Origin of the sequence: Johnsonella ignava ATCC 51276 (assembly GCF_000235445.1) — a bacterium.
Lineage (GTDB): Bacteria > Bacillota > Clostridia > Lachnospirales > Lachnospiraceae > Johnsonella > Johnsonella ignava.
Window position 1 is genome coordinate 383,268 of record NZ_JH378829.1, and the last position, 24,025, is coordinate 407,292.

General features: G+C 36.3%; 20 protein-coding genes. 1 reads left to right on the top strand and 19 read right to left on the bottom strand.

Going from position 1 to position 24,025, the window contains the following annotated elements; translation table 11 throughout:
- Positions 1-15: 15 nt before the first annotated feature.
- The 17 genes from HMPREF9333_RS01835 to HMPREF9333_RS01915 all read right to left on the bottom strand — a co-directional run bounded on the left by HMPREF9333_RS01835 (position 16) and on the right by HMPREF9333_RS01915 (position 21,038).
- A complete protein-coding gene (locus HMPREF9333_RS01835; protein ID WP_050798087.1) occupies positions 16-909 on the bottom strand; it encodes an NAD-dependent epimerase/dehydratase family protein in 894 nt (297 codons plus the stop codon).
- 92 nt (positions 910-1,001) lie between these two features.
- The gene (locus tag HMPREF9333_RS01840; RefSeq protein ID WP_005539379.1) at positions 1,002-3,803 is read right to left on the bottom strand and encodes a glycosyltransferase; all 2,802 of its coding nucleotides are present in this window, start codon (positions 3,801-3,803) and stop codon (positions 1,002-1,004) included.
- Positions 3,804-3,811: 8 nt separating this feature from the next.
- Positions 3,812-4,552 (bottom strand): ABC transporter ATP-binding protein, encoded by a 741-nt coding sequence (locus HMPREF9333_RS01845; protein ID WP_005539380.1) that lies wholly within the window; start codon positions 4,550-4,552, stop codon positions 3,812-3,814.
- Complete coding sequence (locus tag HMPREF9333_RS01850; RefSeq protein ID WP_005539381.1) at positions 4,553-5,329, bottom strand: ABC transporter permease; 777 nt, start codon at positions 5,327-5,329, stop codon at positions 4,553-4,555.
- A 14-nt stretch (positions 5,330-5,343) separates the two neighbouring features.
- Positions 5,344-6,576, bottom strand: a complete 1,233-nt coding sequence (locus HMPREF9333_RS01855; protein WP_005539382.1) for a glycosyltransferase family 4 protein — start codon at positions 6,574-6,576, stop codon at positions 5,344-5,346.
- A 27-nt stretch (positions 6,577-6,603) separates the two neighbouring features.
- Entirely contained in the window at positions 6,604-7,695 is a 1,092-nt protein-coding gene (locus HMPREF9333_RS01860) for a glycosyltransferase family 4 protein (RefSeq protein ID WP_005539383.1), read from the bottom strand.
- 72 nt (positions 7,696-7,767) lie between these two features.
- Positions 7,768-8,763, bottom strand: coding sequence for a GHMP family kinase ATP-binding protein (locus HMPREF9333_RS01865; protein ID WP_005539384.1), 996 nt, complete (start codon positions 8,761-8,763; stop codon positions 7,768-7,770).
- A gap of 236 nt (positions 8,764-8,999) precedes the next feature.
- Positions 9,000-10,196 (bottom strand): ABC transporter substrate-binding protein, encoded by a 1,197-nt coding sequence (locus HMPREF9333_RS01870; RefSeq protein WP_005539385.1) that lies wholly within the window; start codon positions 10,194-10,196, stop codon positions 9,000-9,002.
- 218 nt (positions 10,197-10,414) lie between these two features.
- On the bottom strand, positions 10,415-11,419 hold the full coding sequence (locus HMPREF9333_RS01875; RefSeq protein ID WP_005539386.1) for an NAD(P)H-dependent glycerol-3-phosphate dehydrogenase: 1,005 nt from the start codon (positions 11,417-11,419) through the stop codon (positions 10,415-10,417).
- A 177-nt stretch (positions 11,420-11,596) separates the two neighbouring features.
- Positions 11,597-12,811, bottom strand: a complete 1,215-nt coding sequence (locus HMPREF9333_RS01880; RefSeq protein WP_005539387.1) for an acyltransferase family protein — start codon at positions 12,809-12,811, stop codon at positions 11,597-11,599.
- A 101-nt stretch (positions 12,812-12,912) separates the two neighbouring features.
- Positions 12,913-14,673, bottom strand: coding sequence for an amino acid ABC transporter ATP-binding/permease protein (locus HMPREF9333_RS01885; RefSeq protein WP_005539388.1), 1,761 nt, complete (start codon positions 14,671-14,673; stop codon positions 12,913-12,915).
- Positions 14,666-16,501 carry an ABC transporter ATP-binding protein/permease gene (locus HMPREF9333_RS01890; protein WP_083816554.1) on the bottom strand — a complete coding sequence of 612 codons (1,836 nt, stop codon included), beginning with the start codon at positions 16,499-16,501 and terminating at the stop codon, positions 14,666-14,668. Before HMPREF9333_RS01890 ends, HMPREF9333_RS01885 begins: the two co-directional genes overlap by 8 nt.
- Positions 16,498-16,875, bottom strand: a complete 378-nt coding sequence (locus HMPREF9333_RS01895) for a YbaN family protein (protein WP_005539390.1) — start codon at positions 16,873-16,875, stop codon at positions 16,498-16,500. The genes HMPREF9333_RS01890 and HMPREF9333_RS01895 overlap by 4 nt, the downstream gene beginning before the upstream one ends.
- Before the next feature lie 45 nt (positions 16,876-16,920).
- Entirely contained in the window at positions 16,921-17,217 is a 297-nt protein-coding gene (locus HMPREF9333_RS01900) for a hypothetical protein (protein ID WP_156797227.1), read from the bottom strand.
- Positions 17,218-17,435: 218 nt separating this feature from the next.
- A complete protein-coding gene (gene plsY, locus HMPREF9333_RS01905; protein WP_040882105.1) occupies positions 17,436-18,077 on the bottom strand; it encodes a glycerol-3-phosphate 1-O-acyltransferase PlsY in 642 nt (213 codons plus the stop codon).
- A 42-nt stretch (positions 18,078-18,119) separates the two neighbouring features.
- Positions 18,120-19,445, bottom strand: a complete 1,326-nt coding sequence (gene der / locus HMPREF9333_RS01910) for a ribosome biogenesis GTPase Der (protein ID WP_005539392.1) — start codon at positions 19,443-19,445, stop codon at positions 18,120-18,122.
- 96 nt (positions 19,446-19,541) lie between these two features.
- On the bottom strand, positions 19,542-21,038 hold the full coding sequence (locus HMPREF9333_RS01915; protein WP_005539393.1) for a DUF512 domain-containing protein: 1,497 nt from the start codon (positions 21,036-21,038) through the stop codon (positions 19,542-19,544).
- A gap of 261 nt (positions 21,039-21,299) precedes the next feature.
- On the opposite strand from HMPREF9333_RS01915, the gene HMPREF9333_RS01920 reads away from it, so the two are divergent.
- On the top strand, positions 21,300-22,514 hold the full coding sequence (locus tag HMPREF9333_RS01920; protein WP_005539394.1) for a ribose-phosphate pyrophosphokinase: 1,215 nt from the start codon (positions 21,300-21,302) through the stop codon (positions 22,512-22,514).
- A gap of 129 nt (positions 22,515-22,643) precedes the next feature.
- On the opposite strand, the gene pgeF is transcribed toward HMPREF9333_RS01920, so the two are convergent.
- Both pgeF and HMPREF9333_RS13625 read right to left on the bottom strand, forming a co-directional pair.
- Positions 22,644-23,588 (bottom strand): peptidoglycan editing factor PgeF, encoded by a 945-nt coding sequence (gene pgeF, locus HMPREF9333_RS01925; protein WP_005539395.1) that lies wholly within the window; start codon positions 23,586-23,588, stop codon positions 22,644-22,646.
- A 77-nt stretch (positions 23,589-23,665) separates the two neighbouring features.
- Positions 23,666-24,019 (bottom strand): YraN family protein, encoded by a 354-nt coding sequence (locus HMPREF9333_RS13625; RefSeq protein ID WP_083816555.1) that lies wholly within the window; start codon positions 24,017-24,019, stop codon positions 23,666-23,668.
- Between the last annotated feature and the right edge of the window lie 6 nt (positions 24,020-24,025).

Here is a 24,025-nt window from a genome sequence, read left to right on the forward strand (position 1 = left end):
AAAATCTGTGCCTCCCTATATCATATTATTTTTTGAATATTCATACATATCAATCAGTGTTTTTCTAAAATCACTGCATTTTTTCCCATTTACAAAATCCAGCAGTCTGGTCGGGTCGCCAACCATCCTCCAAACTTCATTTTTTCTGACAAACGCAGGATCAACAACTATTTCAGGATTATGACCGGAATATTCTGCCAGTATTTCTATAATATCTTCTACTGAATGTCCAACACCGGAACATATATTATAAATACTGTGCTTCATATCATTTCTTTGTGCAAGCTCTGACAGTATATACACACAGTAATTGATATCAACATAGTCTCTTTCAGGCTTTAAATTTCCAACATGAAGCTCCCGACTTTTTTTTGCAAAATGTTCTACAAGCTTAGGTATTAAAAAAACCTGTCTCTGACCTACACCTATTATATTAAACGGTCTTACAATAGTAAATTCTAAATCAGGATGCTGTCTCAACATATATTCAGTAACCATTTTGCTGTATGAATAATGGTTTGCAGGATTAAAGGGCAGATCTTCATGATAAAATTCCTCGGATTGGTTTCCGTACACTCCCGCAGTGCTTATAAGAATTAATTTTACTTTATTTTTACATACCTCTGATAAAACTTTTAAAAGTATCTCAGTTCCGACTACATTAACATTGTATATTTCACTTGTATTTCCATATATAGCAAGAGCTATTGCCGCCAGATGAATTACGGTATCAGGCTGAAATTCAGCAATCTGTTTTTTTAATTCATCATAGTCAAGCAATGATATTTTTTTTATATCATCCCTGCCTCCGGTATTATCACATCCTAAAACTTCAATATTTTGTTCATGCAGTTTTTTTATAAGATTTCTTCCGATAAAACCTCCAGCACCTGTTAAAAAAACCTTCATCATTTTCCCTTCCTAAAAATATATATTAAAATTATTTACATTAATCACAAGCTGCATTTTTAATATTATATAAAAATAAATCTGTAATTTTCCTATATTACAGTTAACCCTTCCATAATTTTGCCTACATTTTCAGCACATTCTTTCCATGAAACAGGCTTCCATTCGGATTTTATTTGCTCTTGTCTTAAAGTTAATTCATCATGGTTGTTAGCGTAATACATCATTTTTTCAGCCCATCCTGCAACATCATACGGCTTTACATAATCCAATAAATCCGCTCCTATCTCTTTAAGAGGCGGAGTATCCGTGCATAGACAGAATTTACCGTAATTTAAGCTTTCAGGCAGAGTTAAGCTCCAGCCCTCATATATACTGGCAAGTACTGTAAATAAACAGTTTTTATACAGTATATCAAGTTCTTCATCTGACGGTGAATAGATTATAAGCTTATCCTTTACCCTATCATCTCTGCTTATAATGCCCAGCAGCCATTCGGTTTTCCATCCGGGATATCCGCAAAATACAAGCTGCGGTACATCTTTATTTTCCTGGAGCATTTTTACATATGCTCTGTATAAAATTTCATGATTTTTTCTAGCCTCAATACTTCCGACTGTAAGTATATAATCTTTATCTATACCTATTTTTTCAAAAAGCTTCAGCTTTGTACTATCATTTAGCTTTATATTTTTAGTTGATATGTCTGAACCGAATTTAATAGGAAATGATTCCTTATCTTCAAATCCATTTTTCTTAGCATACTCCATACTGTCAAGCATAGCAGTTTTTCCGCCAAAAAATATATAATCGGATATTTTATATATATTTTTAAGGAAAGGTTTATAAAAAGTCCTTGTTTCCAAAGTATGCACTTGAGGGCAAACTATTGGAGTAAGATCATATATAAGCTGTATAAATTTAAATTTATTTTTATTTTTTTCTGCACTTATAGTTGCATATAAATCGGCAGAATATCCGGCACCCGTAGAAAATACGATTTCATCCTCTTTAAGAGGTATTTTATATAACAATCTTGTATTATCTTCTGCTGACAACTTATTAAGCTTTTTCCTGATTACATAGGCTGTAAGTTTATCTCTAAACTTTGACGGGAATAAACTTATAAACATCCATATTATCTCTTTATCACTGAATTTTTCAGCATTATTTATATTGTTTGTTTTATTGCTAAAGTCATTCCTAAGACTGTATTTCATCTTCCCAAATGCCACATCTATAGGCTCATCCATTAATAAAGGCAGGTAGGTAAATCTGTCAAGATAAACCACTTCCCTCTCATTAAAAGCTATAAATTTCATATGTGGATATAGTCTGCCTAAATATCTTGCCAGCAAAAGCTGCGTTCTTAAAATACCGCTTACAGGTGCATCATGTAAACATAAAGCGTAGGCAAGACTTAAATCATAGTTCCAACGGCTGTCTTTATAGATTTTATATTTGTTTATATCAATTAAATTATTATTTAATACCTCAGCACAATCATACCATCTGATCGGTTTATATTTTTCTTTTATATTTTTATTTAATTTTTCCAGCTCAGTTTTATTTTCCAGGTAGAATAATATCTTCTCAGCCCATTCTTTAGGATCATTAGGATCCGCATAATCAATCAGATCTCCGCCTATCTCTCTTAAGGGTGCAACATCTGAAGCGAGACAAAACTTTCCAAATTCTAAAGATTCAGGAAGCGTAAGGCTCCAGCCCTCATACCATGTAGGTAAAACACTGAAACGACAATTTCTGTACAGCTGTGCAAGCTCATCATCACTTGGTCTTAAAAATACTATCTTTTCTTTTATATCAGGATCTGTTTCCGCAAATTCAGTAAAATTTGTATTTCCGAATTTACCGCCTATAATTACAAGTTGAGGTATCTTATCACTTGATGTTAAAAGAGTCATATGCTTATAGGCATAATAAAGAGTTATATAATTTTTCTTTGTATCAACACTGCCTACAGCCAGTATATAGTTTTTCTCTAATTTGTATTTTTTTCTAATTATATCAAACTCTTCTGCATTTCCACCTTTTGCCACATCAGAACCGAATTTAAGAACATATCCTTTTTTAATCGGAAATCCGTTCTCTTTAAAAAATTTCTCCGTATCTTTTTTAGCAGTATTTCCTCCATAAAATATATAATCGCAATTAGCCCCTATCCAAAGCAGGTATTTTTTAAAAGCTTCTTTAAAATCATAAAGTGCAGCAGTATCGGGATTTACAAATATTAAATCATATATTAAATAAGATACTGTAAGAGCAGGAAGTTCATCCTTTATATATGATAAATACTCCTCTTTAATTATACCTGATACAGCAGTCCAGCCTGTCGTAAAAAAAACATCTTCATTTTTAAATGGATATACTATTTTTTGCTTTCTAGCACCTTCAATTTTAGAGTATCTGTCTGAAATGTTTTTAAAATTAATTTTTTTTATATTCTTTTTAATAACCGATATCATTTTAGATATAAGCCATATAGGAGAAAATAATATATACGGTATAAATCTAATAGCCCATGGAGTATTTTTTATAAGCATATAGCCTAATCTTTTAATCCTGTCATATCTGCCAAGAGAATATCCGTATGCTGACTTAAGCCCCTGAGGCATCTCAGGTTCTTTTTTTTCATCACTTTTATACCTGTTCATTTCCTTTAAATACGCATCTCCGGTTTTTTCAGAGTTCCAGAGCCATGAGAGCGAATCCGTGTCAATCTCTACAAAACCGGCTGCCGTAGCCTTACAAAAACGTATTTCTTTATTAATCTTATGAAGATTTTTTGCAAGCTCAAGCTCTGCCCTGACTATTCCAACCACTCCGCCTTTCCATACACTCATAGTGTATGTAAGATCCATCCAAACAGCCATCATTCCTCCTAATTATTCATCATATATTTTTTATATTCTTCATGAACTTTTTCAGGTGTACCTTCCATCTCTACAATACCGTCTTTTATCCATATACTTCGATCACAAATTTCTTCAATCTGTGATAAAGAATGTGATACTATAACTATTGTAACACCCTTAGCCTTTATCTCCTTTAACCGGTTAAAGCACTTTGCCTGGAATGACATATCCCCGACTGCAAGTATCTCATCAATAAGAAGCACATCCGCATCTACATTTATCGCAACTGCAAATGCAAGCCTCATATACATACCTGATGAATATGTCCTTACCGGATTGTCGATAAATTCTTCAAGCTCTGAGAATTTTATTATTGAATCAAGCCTTAGGTCTATTTCCTTTCTTGTAAGTCCAAATATAGCCGCATTTATATATATATTATGCCTGCCGCTCATATCAGGATGGAAACCTGCACCAAGCTCAAGAAGACTTGAAACTCTTCCTTTAATATTAATTATTCCGCTGTCAGGGTACATAATCCTTGTAAGAAGTTTAAGTGTAGTGCTTTTTCCGCACCCGTTCTTTCCTATAAGTCCTACCGCCTCACCCTTTCTTACCTTAAAGCTTATATCCTTTATTACCTGTCTTTCTTCATATGTCCTTCTTGCTTTAAACAATACAATATCTTTTAGTGTATATCCTTTATCTTTAAAAACTCTGAAGTGCTTTGATATATGGGATACCTCTATGACATATTTTTTACTCATTTACAATACCTCCGCAAACCTTCTTTTAAGTCTGGAAAAAATAAATATACCTATAAGCAGGACTGCTATACCCATTGCACTTCCATGAAACAGCGTTTGCAGCTCAGGTACCTTTTTATAATAAAATATATCTCTATATGCTATAATTACAGGAGTCATAGGATTTAACATAAAAACCGGCATAAGTTCTTTTGGAACTCTGTCAATTCCATACAACACCGGAGTCATAAACTGCCATCCCATTACAATTATATTTAATATATACTGTATATCTCTTAAGTATACAGTTATACCTGATACTATCATAGCCATGCTCAGTGAAAGAAGCAATTCATCAATTATTACTACGGGAAGGCATAACATTGCCACCCAATTAATCCCCCTGCCTGAAAACACAAGAAATGCAAATACAACAAGCATACTTAGAATCATGTTTATAAGCTGACTTAATACAAATGATATAGGCAGCACCTCTCTTGGAAAATAGATTTTTTTTACAAGATCCTGCTGATCCCATATACATGTTGCACCACCAAGTACAGATGTGCTAAAAAAAATCCAAGGTACTAATGCCACAAAAAGGAACATATAATAATCTTCAACACCTCCGTCAAGTATCACTGAAAATACCAAAGTATAAATACCCAGCTGAAACAGAGGATTTAAGAAGGTCCAAAGAAAGCCCAGTACCGAGCCCTTATATCTGCCCTTCAGATCCCTTCTTACGAGACTGAAAATCATCTCCCTGTAATTATATAACTCATTAATTAATTTCATATTTTCCCCTATTTTTAAGAAAGTTTTTTAAGACTGCCAAGATGTTCAGATACTAATAAAGTAATACTTTCTATATCCGTCTTGGTTTTAATATGTTTTTGTGCAGTTATTTTAATACTGTTGTAAAATTCCCTGTCTTCATATAATCTCAGCATAAAAGCTGCCGCTTCCGATACATGAGGCTCAGCCCATAAATCATTCTTTTTATACGGATATATATTTCTGCCTACAGGAACCTTATCATACCCTACCATACATGCAGAATCATAATTTTGAAATTCCGTATTTGATGAATAATCAGTAGCTATAGTAGGTGTTCCTAAAAGCATCGCCTCTGCAAGCACAAGACCAAAACCTTCAGCTCTATGCAGTGATACATAAACATCTGCAAGCCTTATAAGACTGTTTAAAACTTTTTTTTCAAAAACTTCACTTATAAAATAAATGTCATATCCCTTAAGAATATCTTTTAACTCATTCAGCTCCTTGCTACTTATATTGCTGATTTTTAAAACAAGACCTACATCCTGTGTTTTTTTAAATGCACTCTTAAAAGCTTTTATAATTGATTTAGGATTTTTTCTTTCCCGTATGCTGTTACTGTCATACATCATTAAAAAAAGAAATTTATCTTCAGGCAGGTTAAAATCAGAACGCTTTAGTCCGGCATCATATTCAGCTGTTACTGCATACGGCATGGTTAAAACAGGCTTATTTGTAACCTTCTTCAATGAACTGCTTATAAAATCTGACGGGGTCCAAATCTCATCAAATATATTTATTAACGGAACCCATTCCTTTGGAAAATTTTCCATCTCCCACAGCCAGAATGCAATATTATACCTTTTATCTAAAAATGTCTCACCCAATCTTTTAAGCAATATATGTATTTCATTCATATTTACATGAATTAAATTAATTGAATAAATTAATTTTTCGGAAATTTTAGGCAGAAATTTTTCTATATTATCCTTATAATCATACACCGAAAAATCCTTAATAATATAGTCTATATTACATCTTGAAACAACATCGGTCAGCAGCCTGCAGCTCTGACCAAGTCCTGTCGGCATACCTATAGGACCTATAATATTAATGCCATACGGATAACACTCATTATCATATGGCAAAACATGCATCCTGCCGATTTTATCTATTTTTTTCTGAACCAGTTTATATTTTATAAATCTTAATATATTTATAGGAATCAGATATTTTATAATTGTCTTTATATTTTTTTCTATCATTTTTCCGCTCCATATTATATACACTCATTAATTTATATTTTTAACTAAAAATCTCCTTATTCCTTCACCAATATTTTCAGCCTGAAATTTTTCCACTATTTCAGTATATTTATTTGTATCAGTTATATAGCTTTCATCAAGCATTGCTTTGGCAAGATTGTCTATTATAACATTATCATCATTTGCATGTGGAAGATAATAAATATTTTCTCCTGCTATTTCCCTAAATATACTCAGTTCTGTTACTATTATAGGTTTTTTATAATTCATAGCTTCTATAACCGGAATACCAAAACCCTCGGCTTTTGAAGGAAATACAAAACAATGACATGAGGCATATTCCCTGATCTTTTCAGCTTCATTTATATATCCCAGACAGCTTATAGTTCCATATGTTTCGTTAAGTTTTTTTATAAGCTCTTCTATTTTTTTTTCTCTTACTCTGCCGCAAAGCCTTAGAGCTCTGCCTCCGCCTGACTGCCTGTATTTTTCATACGCCTTCAATAACAAATCCGTTCCCTTTCTTTTTTCAAGGTTTCCTATATATAAGAAAGAGTTATTATCAGTTACTTCAACACCTGGCAGCCTGGGAATTATAATATAGCTTACAAAATTCTTTTTTTCTCTGGCTTTAGGAAATTTCTTTTCTGTCTCATTTTTACTTTCAACTGAATCATATAATATCATATCAAAATTTTTTATTGTCTTGTTTAAAGCAAACTTAAAATAATATTCATATTTCCAGCCATAGTACTGTGGTACAGTGATAGGAAAAATATCATGTATTGTAACCATTAATTTGCCGTAAGGATTTTTTATCCTTATAGGAACCAGGTTGTTTGCCTCCCAGAATATTTCAGGCTTTTCCTTGTATATACATTCCTGCACAAAAAGATAATATGGAAACAGTTTATAGCTTTTTGATACACTCTTTCCATATTTTAAAATTCTTACATTTAAATTTTCCAATAATTTCATTTCATCACTTAGTGATACATCAGTTATTAAAACCAATTTATAATCAGAAAATCGCAATAATTCTCTTATTATATTATAAATATACATACCTATACCGCTTGGTTTTGTCCCTAAGCTTCTGGCATCTATAAGCAATTTCATTAAATATACCTCTAAAGCTGCAATACTTTTCCGAACCGGTCGTTATGTAAAGCCAATAAGACCATATTCTATCTATTTAAATTCATAAATTTCAGGAGAATAATGTATAACCTTAGTTCCACCATTCTCAAATTCAAAAGGAACATGCAATAAACCGTCAAGTGCCTCTCTTACAGATTCCTTTTTATCCGCTTCAACATAAAAAAGCAGAAAACCCCCACCGCCTGCACCTAACAGTTTACCTCCTAATGCCCCGGCTTTTATGGCTTTATCATAAAGAATGTCTATGCCATCTGTTGATATCTTACTTTCTATGCCCTTTTTTAATTTCCATGTGTAATCAAGCAGTCTCCCAAACTCATTCAAATCAGTCTTTGAAGTAAGCACCCTGTACGCTTCATCTACAAGTCCTAATATATCAAGCAAATTTTTTGTTTTATCCTTTATAGCAGCCTGAGTGCCTTTTTGTATATCTGAGGAAAATCTTGAAAAACCTGTAAAAAAAAGCATAAGGTTTTCATTAAGCTTTTTTTTACGCTCAGGTGATATTATCACAGGTTCCACATCATAACCTCCTGAGCCAAATCTAATTCTATTTAATCCTCCAAATGATGCCGCTATCTGATCCTGCACTCCTCCGCTTTCAGCACATAATACCCTTTCAAGGTAAATACTGTCATCAGCAAGTTTCCTTTTGTCAGCATATTTTCCCTTTAATGCATAAAAAGCATTTAAAAGTCCCACTGCAAATGAGCTGCTTGTTCCAAGTCCTGAACGTGCAGGCAGGTCGGCATCATAGGTTATCCTAAGCTCCCTCATATCAAGATATTTCATAGCTTCCCTAACAGCAGGATGTTCTATCTCATCAACACTTTTTACAGATTCTGTTCTTGCATACACTATCTGTGATGTATAGTCAAAAAATCTGGGAAGATGCCTGACTGTCAAATAGCAGTATTTATCAAAAGTTGTTGAAATAACCGCTCCGCCATGTTGCTGATAGAATTCAGGAAAATCGGTTCCGCCTCCAAAAAATGACATTCTAAAAGGAGTTCTGGTAATTATCATTATTTATCCTCTTCATATCTTTGTAAAAGTTCAGCCTTGATTTAAGATTAATCTAAATCAGCGGCTGAACTTACATAATTCTTATATCCTGTGGAATTATACTATATATAAGGATATAAGACAAATATTATTTCTAACTCTTTTTATACTCACCCTGTCGTATCTCACCAACCTGCATTATGTTTTATGTCAGGATAATTGGTATTTCAATAAAATTGCGGTCTATATAGGCTCCCCTACTTTGCATTATACTTTCCGTCTTCTATATACACCAGACCGACTTTCTGATTCGCCTCACCTGAAGCGTCAAATTTTATCTCTCCTGAGGCTCCCTCAAAACTGATTTCGCTCATTGCACTTACAAGTGCATTGTTATCAATACCGCCTGCCTTTTTTGCAGCTTCAGCTGCGGCATATACCGCATCATAACCCCCTGCTGCGAAGTGGTTTGAAGTTTCTTTATATTTGCCTGTATAACCGATAGCAAATTTTTCAGCTTTATTTCCTCCCATAACAGGTATAAAATCGCTAGTAAATATAGTTCCGTCAAGCACCCCGGGGTCTGAAACCTTGTCAATCACAAGATCCATGCCGTCAGTGCCTACAAAATCGGACCGGTTGTCAAACTCTTTTGCCTGTTCTATTAAAGCGGCAGCCTCATTATTATAGCCGAAAAACACTATAAGAGTTTGTGCACTGCCGTCAATATCCATAAACTGGTTTGAAAAATCATTATCTCCGTCATTAAATGTCTCTTCCGCAGTTATAATGCTTCCCTTGCCCTTGTCATTAAGGCTTTTTACAAATGCATCATGTACTGATTTTGAATATTCATTCGACTCATTATAAAAAAGAACTATATTTTCATAATCTTCTCTGTCTACATAATCAGCCATTACTTCCGCCTGCTGTTTATCGGTAAATCCAAGCCTGAATACATTCGGGTTTGAAGTTATACCCTCTGCCGTAGCACAGGGGCTTATCTGAAGTATATAATCATCCTTGGTATGATCTGACACTGCCATAGAGGACTGGCTTGTAACACCGCCTATAAGTGCATTTATACCTGAACTTTTAAGTGATGTATAAGCTGTAAGCGCCTTTTCAGGCTCCCCTTCATCATCTTTAAAGTCAAGTTCCACCTTATATGTCTTATCCCCTATCTTTAATCCTCCTGATGCATTTATTTCGTCTACCGCATATTCTGCACCCTGTTTTACTGAAATACCGTAAGAAGACAGTTCTCCTGTAAGCGGTCCTATACCTCCTATAACAAATTTGTCAGACTCCTCAGATACCGTACTATCCTGTTTACCGCTGCTTGCAGGTGATTCAGATTTCTTTTCACTACCGCTGTCGGCTTTGTTAGAACAAGCGGCAAGTGTAAATGACGACAGCATAACTGCCAAAGTATATATAATTATTTTCTTCATATCTTTCTCCCTTGCATTTTTATACATTTTTTAATTTATAAATAGCATACCTGAGCCTATATTATACTCCAACGACTGTATTTAATTATTAATTATAATTTAATATATATATAATTTATTATGAAAATTTTTATGTTTTAAAATATGCCTATAACCTGTTTTTAAGTCTATGCTGCACTTCTAAATACGACAAATATTCAAAATATAAAACTGGATTTCTAAAATGCAAGCTCGCTGTTTTCCGCTATCCTGTCTCTTAACATAAGACTGTCAACCGCCGTCTTAGGGCTTTTTTTCTCAAACAGCACGGCATTTACTTCATTTACTATAGGCATCTCAACCCCATGCTTTAATGACAGAGCTTTTGCAGCTTTTGCGGAATATACTCCTTCAACCACCATCTTTACTTCATCCATAGCCTCATGCATGCTCTTTCCTTTTCCTATAAGTATACCTGCACGACGGTTTCTGCTGTGCATACTTGCACATGTTACTATAAGATCGCCTATGCCTGAAAGCCCGTAAAATGACTGGAAATGCCCGCCCATCTTTACACCTAGCCTTGATATCTCGGCTATACCTCTGGTTATAAGTGCAGCTTTTGTATTATCACCGTACCCAAGTCCGTCAGCTATACCTGCCGCAAGTGCTATAACATTTTTAAGTGCACCTCCTATCTCTATACCTATAATATCTGATGAGGTATAAACCCGAAATACAGGGTTCATAAACATATTCTGTATAAATTCCGCAGTTTTTATATCATTTGCACCTGCAACACAGGTTGTGGGAAGCTTTCTTGACACCTCCTCGGCATGACTCGGACCGGAAAGTACGGCGGCATTTACTCCCGGTATCTCATCTTCTATCTGCTGTATAAGCGTTAGATTTGTCCCCTCCTCTATACCCTTTGCTACATTTACAACCACCTGACCTTCTTTATAATACCGTTTCATAAGTCCGGCGGTCCGCCTCGTATAGATTGACGGCACTGCAAGTACAATCATATCCGCCTTTTCCATAGCCTCTTCAATATTTGGAGTAAATTTTATACTTCGTGGAATTATAAGTTCAGGCAGATTCTCATGTCTGTAAGTACTGCTTAAAGACTCTATCTGCGGCTTTAATGCCGACCATATTACCACTTCATGGCCATTGTCATCAAGCAGCGCCCCAAGTGATGTTCCCCATGTCCCTGCTCCTATAACTGCTATCTTTGGCATGTTTGCCACCTCCGTATAGATTAATTATATGAAAATAAAGAGCTGCATTTATACATACTCTGGCTTTAATCAAACAATTTCATTGTACCATTACACCGGTTCTATGTCAATGTAATGCCCTGATAATCGCACTTTACGACTGCTTTGCTTTTTATCGGAAGCTTATGACGTACACAGTTATCTGATGAAACTGCAGTTTAATAATCGTTCCTTTACAGAAGCAAACATGCCGGTGCATATTTTTTCAAAATTGTAATAGACCTTTTTTAAGATGACTGATAATATGATAAGAAGTGCAAATGTTACAACTGTTGCGATTAAAAATCCCCGTCCGTAATATCCTTTATTGTAATAATATAGGAATATACTTGCAAATACGGTATTTTGAAGTAAAAATCCAAGTATATATATCTCATAGGAAATATCCCCTAAAAAAAGTAATATCCTACAGGACATAAACTTTTGCAGCTCTTCTATGCCGAAAAAAGCAAATATAATTAAAGCCGCACCTATATAATGCCAGAACACAGGAGTATCAAATATAGCCGACATTACAGCATAAACTGTATTATCCGTGGGAAATTCCGCCGGATATGAGGCAAAAAATAATCCGACAAACAAGGCTGCCATATAGATATATCTGGGTATTTTTATATTATCACGTTCATTATAATAATCGTACAAAGCAACAGCTATAAAATAAACTGAAATATATGTTCTTGCCAGCATAGTTACAGTAAATAAAGCTGTATATATCATTGCCCTATGCTTAGAATCCCTGCCCATAACTATAGCAACCGTTATAACAACACAACAACTGCCTAAAAGTATATAATGCATACACCATAATATAGGGTTCAGCTTACACACTCCGAAAAAAACATTCCCATATAGCGCTTCTGCCAATGTACTTCCCAGATTAACAGGTTCATTATAAAACTGAAAAAGCCAACCTGACTGAGCCGCCTGTGCAAGTTCATGACTTTTATTAAGCCCGGTTTTCAGACTTATATATATAAGCATCACCGATATAAAAATATATGGCGTCAGTCTTATATATCTTTTATAAAGATTTTTATACGGTTCCAAAGCCAGATATTTTTTAATAAAATTTCCCGAATCGCCATTAAATTCAGTATTAAAGGATGTCTTTGCATTAAAAAATCCGCTTATTAAAAAGAAAAAGGCTACTGCCAAATCTCCGTCAAAAAAGATGTTTAAAGGTGAAATGCCTATCTTTGTAAGAAAAAGACTTTCAGGTCGTATAAGTGCAGTTTTGTTTATAATCGGAGGATAAACGGCAGACAGAAGATGGTATATTACGACAATTATAGCCGACATACCTTTTATACCGTTTAAAAAATATATTTTTTCCGCCTTTTTTTCAGTCATTTTATCTTTCTCCTAAAATCTAATTTTAAAAGGGAGCGGAAACACCACAGTATTCCATACTCCCTTTTTAACTATTATTAAAAGTGGCACCGGCTGATATCCTAACCGCCTGCCGCATTAATCTGATCAAACTCATAAATCCTATCAGCTATGTTAAGTGTTGATTTTCTGTGCGATACCAAAATCACCGTTCTCATATGCCTCTCATCATGCAGTGCCTTAAGTATTATGCCCTCATTAAGGCTGTCGAGATTGGCAGTCGGTTCATCAAGCAGCAGAAAAGGTGCATCATGAAAAAAGGCACGGGCAAGACCGATTCTCTGCCTCTGTCCGCCTGAAAGGCTTTCTCCAAGTTCGCTTACCATAGTATCATATCCGTCCGGAAGTGAAATAATAAAATCATGTATAGAAGCCTTTTTGGCAGCTTCTATTATCTTTTCACTACATGCACCCGATTTTCCCAGTGTTATATTGCCTGCTATTGTATCATGAAACAGCACAGTTTCCTGTGTTACAAAACCCTCAATTTCATGAAGATCCGATGTATTTATATGCCTTATATCCCTCTCCGATATCTCAACCCTGCCGGCATCCGCATCCCAAAAGCGCATTAAAAGCCTCAGCATGGTAGATTTACCCGAACCGCTCTTTCCATGTATCCCTAAAATCTCATTTTCCTTTATATGGAGATTCATATTTTCAAGGATTTTATCGGATACGATCTTATGGTCGGAAAGTTTACTGTCGGCGGATTTATTATATAGAGTACTATCACCGGAAAGTTTGCCGTCGGGAAATTTATCCTTATATGAAAAGCTCACATTCTTAAATCCTGCACTGCAAAATCCGATTTTTTCACAACCTATAATTTCTTCAGTTTCAGGCTTTTCCTCAAGCAGTGCAAGCACACGTTCCCCTGAAGCAAGTGTCTTATTAAGACTGTTTGAAAGGTTTGACAAAGCGACAGCCGGTCCGAATGACCCCATCATCGCCGTTGTAACAATAACTGCTTCCTGAAATCCAAGCCTGTCTTCTGAAAAAAGATAAAAGCTTAAAAACAGCATAGCAAATGAAAATATCGAAATGCATATACCTGCCGCCCCTGAGCTTGTACCCGAAAGAAGTGTAAGCTTCATATGCTCTAAAAAAAGATCCTCGGTTCGTATTTCAAACTCATCTTCCACGGCATATGTATTTTCATACTGTATACTCTCTTCTATGCCTCTAAAGCTGTCAAGCACAAAACCGTTCATCCTGCCGAAAGCTTTATTATATTTCATTCCCGGCTGTTTTCCTATTCTGCCGTTTACAAGCGGAATTGCAGCACCGATAACAAGATATCCCAGTACTGCAAGTATACCGCACATTACATTAAAGCTGCCTATAAAACCTGCCATAAAAATACCTGTAATAACGGCAATGGCAACCGGTGAGACGGTATGTGCATAAAAGACTTCAAGAAGTTCAATATCACTTGTAATAACTGAAATCAGCTCTCCTCTGTCCCTGCCTTCAAGCTTTGCCGGAGCAAGTCTGCAAAGTGCGGCAAAAACCTTATGCCTTAATACTGCAAGCAGTTTAAAAGCTATATAATGATTGCAATAATGCTCCGCATAGTGAAGTACCCCTCTAAACACTGCCATAAGTGCCATTATAACAAACATACCCCTAAGTGTAAATGCCGAAAATATACTTACAGGCATTCCTATGATTTTAAGACCGGCTGCTACTGCGGTGATTGTAATAAAAATAGCACATAAAAATCCTGAAACCCCCATTACAATAGCCGCAAACATAGTCGGTATAAGCGGTTTTATAAGACGTATAAGCTTTCCCATTATCTTTATGCCCGATCTACGCATGACGTTCCCTCCCGGTCTTTATAGACAATTCAGACTTAAAGGCAGCAGTGATTTTAGAGATTTTCATATTTTTAATATTTTCATTTTTTCTTGCAGACAATGCATAGCTTTCAAGCTCCTCCTGCTTTTTATAAAGCTCTGCATATTCCTTATTAAGCTCCATAAGTTCTTCATGGGTTCCTTTTTCTATCGCATGCCCGTCCTTCATCATATAAATGCATTTTGAACCTTCAGCATTTTTAAGGCGGTGAGTAATTAAAAGAACCCCGCAGCGTGATGAAAGTGCTCTTATTACCTTCATTATCCGCTCCTCACTTTCTGCATCTATATTTGAAGCCGCCTCATCAAATATATAAAAAGGAGTATTATGAAGCAGTGCACGAGCTATACAAAGTCTCTGCTTCTGTCCGCCTGAAAGACTTGCCCCGCATTGCCCCGGTTCGGTATCAAGTCCATCACGGCTATTCAGACAATCTAAAAGTCCCGTCTCATCAAGCACCTCATAAAGTCTTTTGTCAGAAGCATCAGGTGCGGCTGCAAGAAGATTATCCCTTATACTTGTATTAAATATATAGCTGTCATGCCTTACAAGTGTAACTGCCTGCATCAGGCTCTTTTCGGATATATCGGAAAGCTCCGTGCCTGAAAGTCTTATGCTGCCGTCATAACCTTTATACCTGCCTGAAAGCAAGCCGGCGACAGTACTTTTACCGCAGCCCGACAGCCCTGTAAGAGAAACCATGCCTTTTCTCGGTATCTCCATTGAAAAACCGTCAAGCACCTTATCTTCATTACTGCCTTTATATGAAAAGCTTACATTTTCCATCTTAAAGCCTGATACAAAGTTATTTACAGCAATATCTTTGCCTGCAGAACCGTCTGAAGGCAGATCCATAATTGCAAACAATCTGTCAAGTGCCGCCATACCGTTCATAGCCACATGAAAATAACTGCCTAAAAGTCTCATAGGTATAAAAAAATCTGCTGATAAAAATACAAGTGTTAAAAAACTGAAAAAGTCAATTCTGCCATTTTTTAACTCAATAAGGCATACCGCCATGCCGAGTGCGGCACCGCCGTATGCTATTATATCCATAATTATTATCGAATTAAGCTGCATCATAAGAACCTTCATGGTGATTTTTCTGAATCTTTCAGCTTCTTCATCCATCTGCACTCCACGCTGCAACTCTCTGCCGTAAAGCTTCAATATGGAAAGCCCCTGTAAATTCTCAAGAAAATGATCACCAAGTCCGGTATATATGCCCCAGTATTTGTTAAGCAGCCTTTTTGCAATACTTTGAACCGCCACTATTGACACCGGTATCATAGGAACACATACAAGCAGGATGAGACTTGCCCTGAAACTGTAAAATGACAATACTATAAAAAGTGTAAGCGGTGCAAGTATACTGTAAAAAAGCTGCGGCAGATAACTGCCGAAATATACCTCAAGCTGTTCAATTCCGTCAACCGCTACCTGAAGTGCCTCCGCAGTAGGTACTTTTTCATGATAGGAAGCACCAAGACCGACAAGTTTTTTATACAGCCCCGTCCTAAGTACCTTCTTAACCTCTTTGCCTGACATACATGAGGCTGCCGCCGCCATACGTGAAGCGAAAAATCTGGTAAAAAGCGATACAGCTATTATTATAAAATAACCGGCATCCCTTATTGAAATTGTTTTAAAATCAAAGTCGCTGATTAATTTTACCGAGACAATTGCACTTACTATTGATGAAAGCAGTATACACCACTGCCAAAAAACATTTTTTATAATATATCTTCCCGATTCCCCCATAAGATGCATAAGGCGTTTATTTATCATATGGAATCTCCCCTGCTTTTTATACCGAATATAAAGTATATATAATGTAACACAAGCACGACTAAAAGTACAGCTTTTACAAACGGGGGCGAAAATATAATTCCCGCCCCCAGAAACAGAGTTATTATGGTAAGTGCCCTGATTTTAGTACTTTTAGTCATAGAACGTGTACTTACAAAATCATGCAGGTGTTTTTTATAAATCCCGGTTGACATGAACCAGCCGTGAAATTTTTTTGAACCCTTTGCAAATAATGCAAGTGCAAGTATAAAAAACGGTGTTGACGGAAGTATAGGCACAACTATGCCTATACTTCCTATGAAAAGACTTATAAAAGCGAGTGTAACACAAACACCGTTAACAATATGTTTCATAACCGCCTTTCCTCACGCTTATTAAAACCTGTACCGACCGGATTTTTAACCGCCCAGCATCAGATGCCGACAAAACTGCAGCCTTTTTTGTTCCTCCCTGTATTTTTCCGCAATTTCAAACAATGCGGACTTAGGATACACCGTAATAAGGTAGTCGGCTGTCATTTCACGTTCAGATTTCTCGGGTATTATATTTTCATGGGCATGGCACAATGCCTGCCATGCAGTTATATAATTCTCGTAAATTTTTCTGCCGTATTCGGTTATTATATACTCACGTCCTTGAAGATAGCCGTTATCACAGAGCAATGATACGGCACGCCGCACCTTCTTTGCAGACATGTTTTTTTTCAAGTACCTTTATTATATAAGGTATTATGTATTTTGTATTTTCAGGAGCCTCCATTCTCACACGCAGACAGCTCCACTGTTCCTTGGTAAAAGGCATACTGCTTTGTATCATAACTTTTATTCATATTCTCCCTGCATATATTCATTTTTGATATTTCCCCTTTTTAATTAATGTCCTATTTTAATTAATATCCTATTTTCGTTTATTCTCAAGACTGCTTTTTTCCTGAAAAAAGCTTATTTTCGCTGCCGTTTATAAGCCTCTTAATATTTTCCTTATGCCTGTAAATCGACAAAACTCCTATTGCCGCACTCAATATGCGAAACTCTACCAGTGCGCCGGTGCCAAGTCCTGTAAACCAGTAATGCGAAAATATAAAGCACATGCCCACAAATACAAACATTACCAATATAGAGGCAAGCGATACAAATCTGGTTTTTATAACAGTTGCTAAAAATACCACAAGGCAGGCTGCCATTATACGCACATCAAGTGCTGTAAGTACACCGGCTGTGGAAGCTACACCCTTTCCGCCCTTAAAATTAAGATAAAACGGAAAATCATGTCCGAGCACCGTTCCAAATCCTATATAAAGCATATAGGTATACTTATATCCCGGATGATTTCTAAATATATACAAAATCGCTATACATGGTATAAATGATTTTAAAAAATCGCCTATAAACACTATAAGCCCGGCTTTTGCTCCCATAACACGGAGTGCATTGGTAGTACCTGCATTTCCGCTTCCGTAATTTCTTATATCAAGCTTTTTAGTTTTCCCGAATATATACCCGGTCTGTATAATGCCGGTCATATACCCTATCGCAAGAAGTATTATCCTCCTGATAATAGCATAAAATATCATAACTCCTGACCTTTCATTGTAAAATTATTTATCCTGTCTCTCTCTTATTATAAACCTTATAGGCACTCCTCTGAACCCGAATGCCTCTCTTATTTTATTTTCGAGGTATCTTACATATGAAAAATGCATAAGTTCCTTGTTATTTACAAATACTACAAAAGTTGGCGGTTTGACAGCCGCCTGTGTACTGTAAAAGATTTTAAGCCTTTTTCCCTTGTCTGACGGAGGCTGCTGAAGTACAACCGCTTCGGAGATTATCTCATTTAATACTCCGGTCTGTATCCTGAGTGCATGATTTGCAACCACCATATCTATAAGGTCAAACAGTTTATACAGACGCTGTCCGCTTACTGCTGAGATAAATATATATTCGGCATAGGGTATAAATGAGAGTATTCGTTTTAAGTTTGAAAGATGCTCATTCATGGTCTTATTATCCTTTGTTACAAGGTCCCACTTATTTACCGCCACTATAACTCCCTTTCCTCTGTCATGTGCTATGCCTGCTATCTTCGCATCCTGTTCACTTACACCCTCAAGTGCATCTATCACAAGTATGCTTACATCAGCTCTTTCCACTGCCGTAACCGCTCTGATTATACTATATCTCTCAAGTTCCTCTTTTATTTTGCTTTTTCTTCTTATGCCTGCGGTATCTATAAATACATATTCCTTTTTATTATGTACTATAACCGTATCTATGGCATCTCTTGTAGTTCCTGCTATATCAGATACTATAACACGGCTGGTACCTATAAGTTTATTGATTATAGACGATTTTCCCACATTAGGTTTGCCTATTATAGCTATCTTCGGTCTGTCATCCTGTATATCCTGTGATGCCGATGCCTTATCAAAATGACTGCATACCGCATCAAGCAAATCACCTATTCCCAGTCTTGAGGCTGCCGATATAGGCATAGGATCGCCTATTCCCATATTATAAAATTCATACACATCATTGCCGAATTTTTGAATACTGTCAACCTTATTTACGGCAAGCACTACGGTCTTTCCCGACCTTCTGAGCATATCTGCAACCTTTAAATCCGCATCAACCAGACCCTGTCTTACATCGGTCATAAATATTATAACATCTGCGTTATCTATGGCAATCTGTGCCTGCTGTCTCATCTGCGACAATATTATATCGGTGCTTTCAGGTTCTATACCTCCTGTATCTATAAGCGTAAAATTCATATCAAGCCAATTACAGTCCGCATATATCCTGTCTCTTGTAACTCCGGGGGTATCTTTAACTATGGATATGCTGTCTCCCGCTATAACATTAAAAAGTGTCGACTTTCCTACATTAGGCCTTCCTATTACTGCCACTACCGGCTTTCCCATCACATTTACCTTAAACCTTTCTTATATTTTGTACTCAATATAACAGCCGTCGGATAATAGCTGCAAACAAAAAACAATGCTTATTTTCAAAACTTATCAGAGCTTTTCAGGCTCATATGCACTGTTTTCATTAACTTCAGTATATTCATCATCAAGTATGGCACTTACAAAATCATATCCGCTTCTTCCTACTATAACCACCTTTACTCCAAGCTCCTTTTCGACATCGGCTCTGCTTAAATCGTCCAAAAACACCTCTTCTCCGCTTCTGAACATATTTACGGAAAGAAGCAATCTCTCTCCAAGCATCTTCCCCTTAAGCTGTTTTATAAGATCTCCTCCGGTTATAAGTCCGGTTACCGTTATATTATTTCCGAAAAAATCATTTTTTATAGTATAGAGCTTTACGATTATATCGCCGAAAGCGGCTTCAACTTTCCCGGCAAGTTCACTTATAGTATCTGAAGGAAGCATGCCGGTCGCTATACTTACAACCCTTTTTTTCTGAGGCATGTCATCATATCTGCCTGTATGGCTGCCCCCTGCATCAGACGGCATGTTTATTGCCATACCGCCTTTACATTTATGACCTTTGTATTTATCACTTTTATATCGACCATTTTTATATCCGGTTTTTACCTGCTTTATTGCCGCCTTCACTTCCTGTCTTAAGAGCCTCAGCATACCTACACCGTTTTCAAGCTGTATATATCCGTCATACCTGCTTTCTTCAGGTATTTTTCTGCCTGCAAGCAGATAAAACTCATCACTTGCATGTACAAAATGTATGCCATGTTTATCCATAACGGTCTTTTGGTATTTTTCTATAATATCTATGGTCTCACAGGCGCTTTCCCTGTCTATGGGTTCAAGCCTGGCAAGACCTTTTCTGAATTTTGTAATGCCTACCGGCACTACTGAAAGCGATTCCATAACAGGCACATATTTAATTAAATCCGTTATAGTCCTTTCAAGTTCCTTTCCGTCATTATACCCCTTACACATAACTATCTGCCCGTTCATAGGTATATTATGCTTATAAAGCATGTCAATATATTTAAGTGAGCTCCCTGCATATTTATTATGCAGCATACGGACCCTCAGTTTCGGATTTGTAGTATGTACTGAAATATTTATAGGTGCAAGCTTAAACTCTATTATCCGCTTTATGTCATTTATATTCATATTGGTAAGAGTTACATAATTTCCCTGCAAAAAGGAAAGTCTTGAATCATCATCCTTAAAATATAGGGTTTCCCTCATGCCCGGAGGCATCTGGTCTATAAAGCAGAATACACATTTATTTGTGCATGATTTACATTCACTCATAAGCCCCAGATCAAAATCAAGCCCTATATCTTCATAGTTATGCTCTATATCAAACTCCCACTCCTCACCGTCCTCTTTAAGCACAAGCATATTCATGCCGGCTGAATTGACATAAAATCTGTAATCAAATACATCACTGATTTCATGCCCGTCTATGGATAAAAGTCTGTCTCCCGGTTTTATCTCAAGTTCTTCGGCTATGGATCCGGGAGCGACTGATGTTATCAAATGTCCTCTGGATCTCACATACTTCTCCGTTTCCATTTATATTTAAAAGCCGTGCCATACATATATTAGCAATTTATATAATTTTTGTAAAGAAAAGAAGCGGGCAGCATCATCGGATTAACAAAAAAATAAGATGTAAAATTGACTTATGCCTAAGATTATAAAGAACTGTAATATAATATATAAAGAAAAAAGAATATGTAAGATTGACTAATAGCATATAAAAATGTTAGACTATAAATGTATTTTTAGTACACTATATACGATAATATATTTAAGATTTTTTTGGAGGAACTCATGCCAGACAGTTACGCATTCAGTGAGCAGCTTCCGGTTGCCCCGTTAAAGATTGCAGCCCTAAAAGGCTGTATGGAACTTGCCGACAAGGTAAATAAACATATAGTTACTTTTAGACAGAATGATATGAAAGAGCTTGCAGAAAGGAAAGAAAGCCTGCATTACAGAGGATATGAACGGGAGAGTTATCTTCTTGACCTTGAGTGTCCCAGATTCGGTACCGGTGAGGGCAAGTGCATAATAAATGAATCGGTACGAGGCACTGATTTATTTGTCATGGCTGATGTAACCAATTATTCACTCTCCTATACCGTAAACGGCTTTGTAAACCATATGTCTCCTGATGACCATTATCAGGATATGAAAAGGGTTATAAGTGCAAGTGTTTCGACTGCACATAGAGTTTTTGTAATAATGCCCTTCCTGTATGAGGGCAGGCAGCACAAAAGAATAAAAAGAGAGTCTCTTGACTGTGCCTATGCACTTGAGGAACTTGTTTCAATGGGTGTCAACAATATAATTACTTTTGATGCCCATGACCCGAGAGTACAAAACTCCATACCTCTGCACGGTTTTGACAATTTTTTACCTACATACAATCTGGTTAAAACTATTTTTACAACTATTCCCGATATGCAGGTTGACAAAGAACATCTTATGATTATAAGTCCTGATGAGGGAGCTATGCACAGAGCCGTATATCTTGCAAATAATCTCGGTGTAAACATGGGAATGTTTTATAAAAGACGTGATTATTCAAAGGTTGTAGGAGGTCGTAATCCCATAGTGGCACATGAGTTTTTAGGGGACGGTGTTGACGGAAAAACCGTTATAATCATTGATGATATGATTTCCTCAGGTGAATCCATGATTGATACGGCTAAGGAGCTTAAATCAAGAAATGCCGCAAGAGTTATAGTCTGTGCCACATTCGGACTTTTTACAAACGGTTTTTCACAATTTGATGAGGCTTACCACAAAGAAATTATAGACTATGTATGCACTACGAACCTTAATTACAAAGACCCTGAGATTTTTAACAAACCCTGGTATATAGAGGCTGATATAAGCAAGTTTTTAGCCGCTATAATAAATTCGCTTAACCATGATGTATCTATTGAAAGGGTGCTTTCTCCTACAACAAAACTCCAGACCTTCGTTAAAAGGTTCTGTAACAAGGAAAGCGGCTACCAGTATTTCGGAAAGATAGGCTAGGTTAGTTATAAAACTAAAACCGCATAAATACAAATTATAAAAATAAATTATTTTATCGAAACTTATTAAGGGAGTGTCGCAAAACAACTGATTCAGTTATGATGCGATACTCCCCTTTTTTTATTTCAGCTATCTTATCCCTATAAACGCAGCCATATTTCCCCTGTCTTCTCCCATGACCCTGTGTGAAAATAAAAATCGGCTGTTACACTTCGTACAAACTCCCGATATATATATATTCTCAGGAGGTATGCCGGCATTCATAAGTATAAGCTTATTTGCCTTCCAAAGGTCAAGATAATAATGCCCTTTCCTGCCTTCCCTGAGTATATCTGCATTATCAGATATATATTTTTTCATATTCCCGGCGTTTTTCTGTGATATATACTCACCCTCTCCTGCAAAATCCTGATTGAGACCTTTAAATCCCCTTATATCCTTAAATCTGTCTATAAATTTTACTGCCACCTCATCACTTATTTCATAACAGTCCATGCATATGCCCGGACCTATACATACAATCAGGTCTTTAGGCTCAGTCATAAATTCATCAGCCATCCTGACTGTCATTACCTCACCCATTTTACCAAGTGTGCCTTTCCATCCGGAATGTGCAATCCCTACCGCCCTGTGTACGGGATCTGCAAAATAAAGAGGTATACAGTCTGCAAAAAATGCCGTAAGCAATATACCCGAAGCATCTGTTATAAGCCCGTCCACATCGCTGTAATCAAGCGGCTTGATTATACCCTTTCCTCTATCATCAGGCATAGCTCTTTTTACATTTACAGTGTGTGTCTGCTGTGTAAATACCAGATCATCCGGCTTTGCACCAAGAACTGAAGTTATCCTTGAAAAATTTTCCATAACATTTTCTCTGCTTAGCGGTTCCTTTGAAAAGCTGAGGTTCATAGAAGACTGATTATTTTTGCTTACGCCTCCCAGTCTTGTTGAAAATGCATGTCTTATAAAACCTATATCTTCAAGAGCGGGAAAACTAAGATATACTGTGCCGTTATCTCCTGTTCTTTCATATATATTTCTATATTCCGGTTTTATTTTCCAGTTAAGCATCACTATCTCCCTTAAATATATTTTATGACCGGTCAAGTCCCGGTACTTTGCACCCAAAACACTTAATTTATGTTTCACTATATAAAATCAAAGGCATTTTCTATATGTTTTATACCCTTATCTCCATATATCGCAATTACATCAAAACGACAGGGCATATTTTCACTATATCCCCTGCACATATAAAAAAAGCGGGCTGCATGACATATCTTTTTTTGTTTCCTTATGTCAACAGCCTCAAGTGCATCACCATAATCACTGCCTGAACGGTATTTTATTTCACAGAAAATTATAGTACCGTCCTTATATGCAATTATATCTATTTCCGAAGTACGGCTTCTAAAGTTTTTCTCAAGTATCCTATATCCCTTTGATATAAGGTATTTTGCCGAGATTTCTTCAAAAGCCGTACCTATACTGCGTTTATTTATTTTATA

Excerpts from the sequence above, each read along its gene's own strand:
- HMPREF9333_RS01875 (WP_005539386.1), bottom strand. The coding sequence starts at position 11,419 with ATGCCAAAGATAGCAGTTATAGGAGCAGGGACATGGGGAACATCACTT.
- HMPREF9333_RS01860 (WP_005539383.1), bottom strand. The coding sequence starts at position 7,695 with ATGAAATTGCTTATAGATGCCAGAAGCTTAGGGACAAAACCAAGCGGT.
- HMPREF9333_RS01865 (WP_005539384.1), bottom strand. The coding sequence starts at position 8,763 with ATGATAATTACCAGAACTCCTTTTAGAATGTCATTTTTTGGAGGCGGA.
- HMPREF9333_RS01855 (WP_005539382.1), bottom strand. The coding sequence starts at position 6,576 with ATGATAGAAAAAAATATAAAGACAATTATAAAATATCTGATTCCTATA.
- HMPREF9333_RS01880 (WP_005539387.1), bottom strand. The coding sequence starts at position 12,811 with ATGACTGAAAAAAAGGCGGAAAAAATATATTTTTTAAACGGTATAAAA.
- HMPREF9333_RS01915 (WP_005539393.1), bottom strand. The coding sequence starts at position 21,038 with ATGGAAACGGAGAAGTATGTGAGATCCAGAGGACATTTGATAACATCA.
- HMPREF9333_RS01920 (WP_005539394.1), top strand. The coding sequence starts at position 21,300 with ATGCCAGACAGTTACGCATTCAGTGAGCAGCTTCCGGTTGCCCCGTTA.
- HMPREF9333_RS01845 (WP_005539380.1), bottom strand. The coding sequence starts at position 4,552 with ATGAGTAAAAAATATGTCATAGAGGTATCCCATATATCAAAGCACTTC.
- HMPREF9333_RS01900 (WP_156797227.1), bottom strand. The coding sequence starts at position 17,217 with ATGTCTGCAAAGAAGGTGCGGCGTGCCGTATCATTGCTCTGTGATAAC.
- HMPREF9333_RS01840 (WP_005539379.1), bottom strand. The coding sequence starts at position 3,803 with ATGGCTGTTTGGATGGATCTTACATACACTATGAGTGTATGGAAAGGC.
- HMPREF9333_RS01890 (WP_083816554.1), bottom strand. The coding sequence starts at position 16,501 with ATGATAAATAAACGCCTTATGCATCTTATGGGGGAATCGGGAAGATAT.
- HMPREF9333_RS01850 (WP_005539381.1), bottom strand. The coding sequence starts at position 5,329 with ATGAAATTAATTAATGAGTTATATAATTACAGGGAGATGATTTTCAGT.
- pgeF (WP_005539395.1), bottom strand. The coding sequence starts at position 23,588 with ATGCTTAACTGGAAAATAAAACCGGAATATAGAAATATATATGAAAGA.
- HMPREF9333_RS01895 (WP_005539390.1), bottom strand. The coding sequence starts at position 16,875 with ATGAAACATATTGTTAACGGTGTTTGTGTTACACTCGCTTTTATAAGT.
- HMPREF9333_RS01885 (WP_005539388.1), bottom strand. The coding sequence starts at position 14,673 with ATGCGTAGATCGGGCATAAAGATAATGGGAAAGCTTATACGTCTTATA.
- HMPREF9333_RS01870 (WP_005539385.1), bottom strand. The coding sequence starts at position 10,196 with ATGAAGAAAATAATTATATATACTTTGGCAGTTATGCTGTCGTCATTT.
- der (WP_005539392.1), bottom strand. The coding sequence starts at position 19,445 with ATGGGAAAGCCGGTAGTGGCAGTAATAGGAAGGCCTAATGTAGGAAAG.
- HMPREF9333_RS01835 (WP_050798087.1), bottom strand. The coding sequence starts at position 909 with ATGAAGGTTTTTTTAACAGGTGCTGGAGGTTTTATCGGAAGAAATCTT.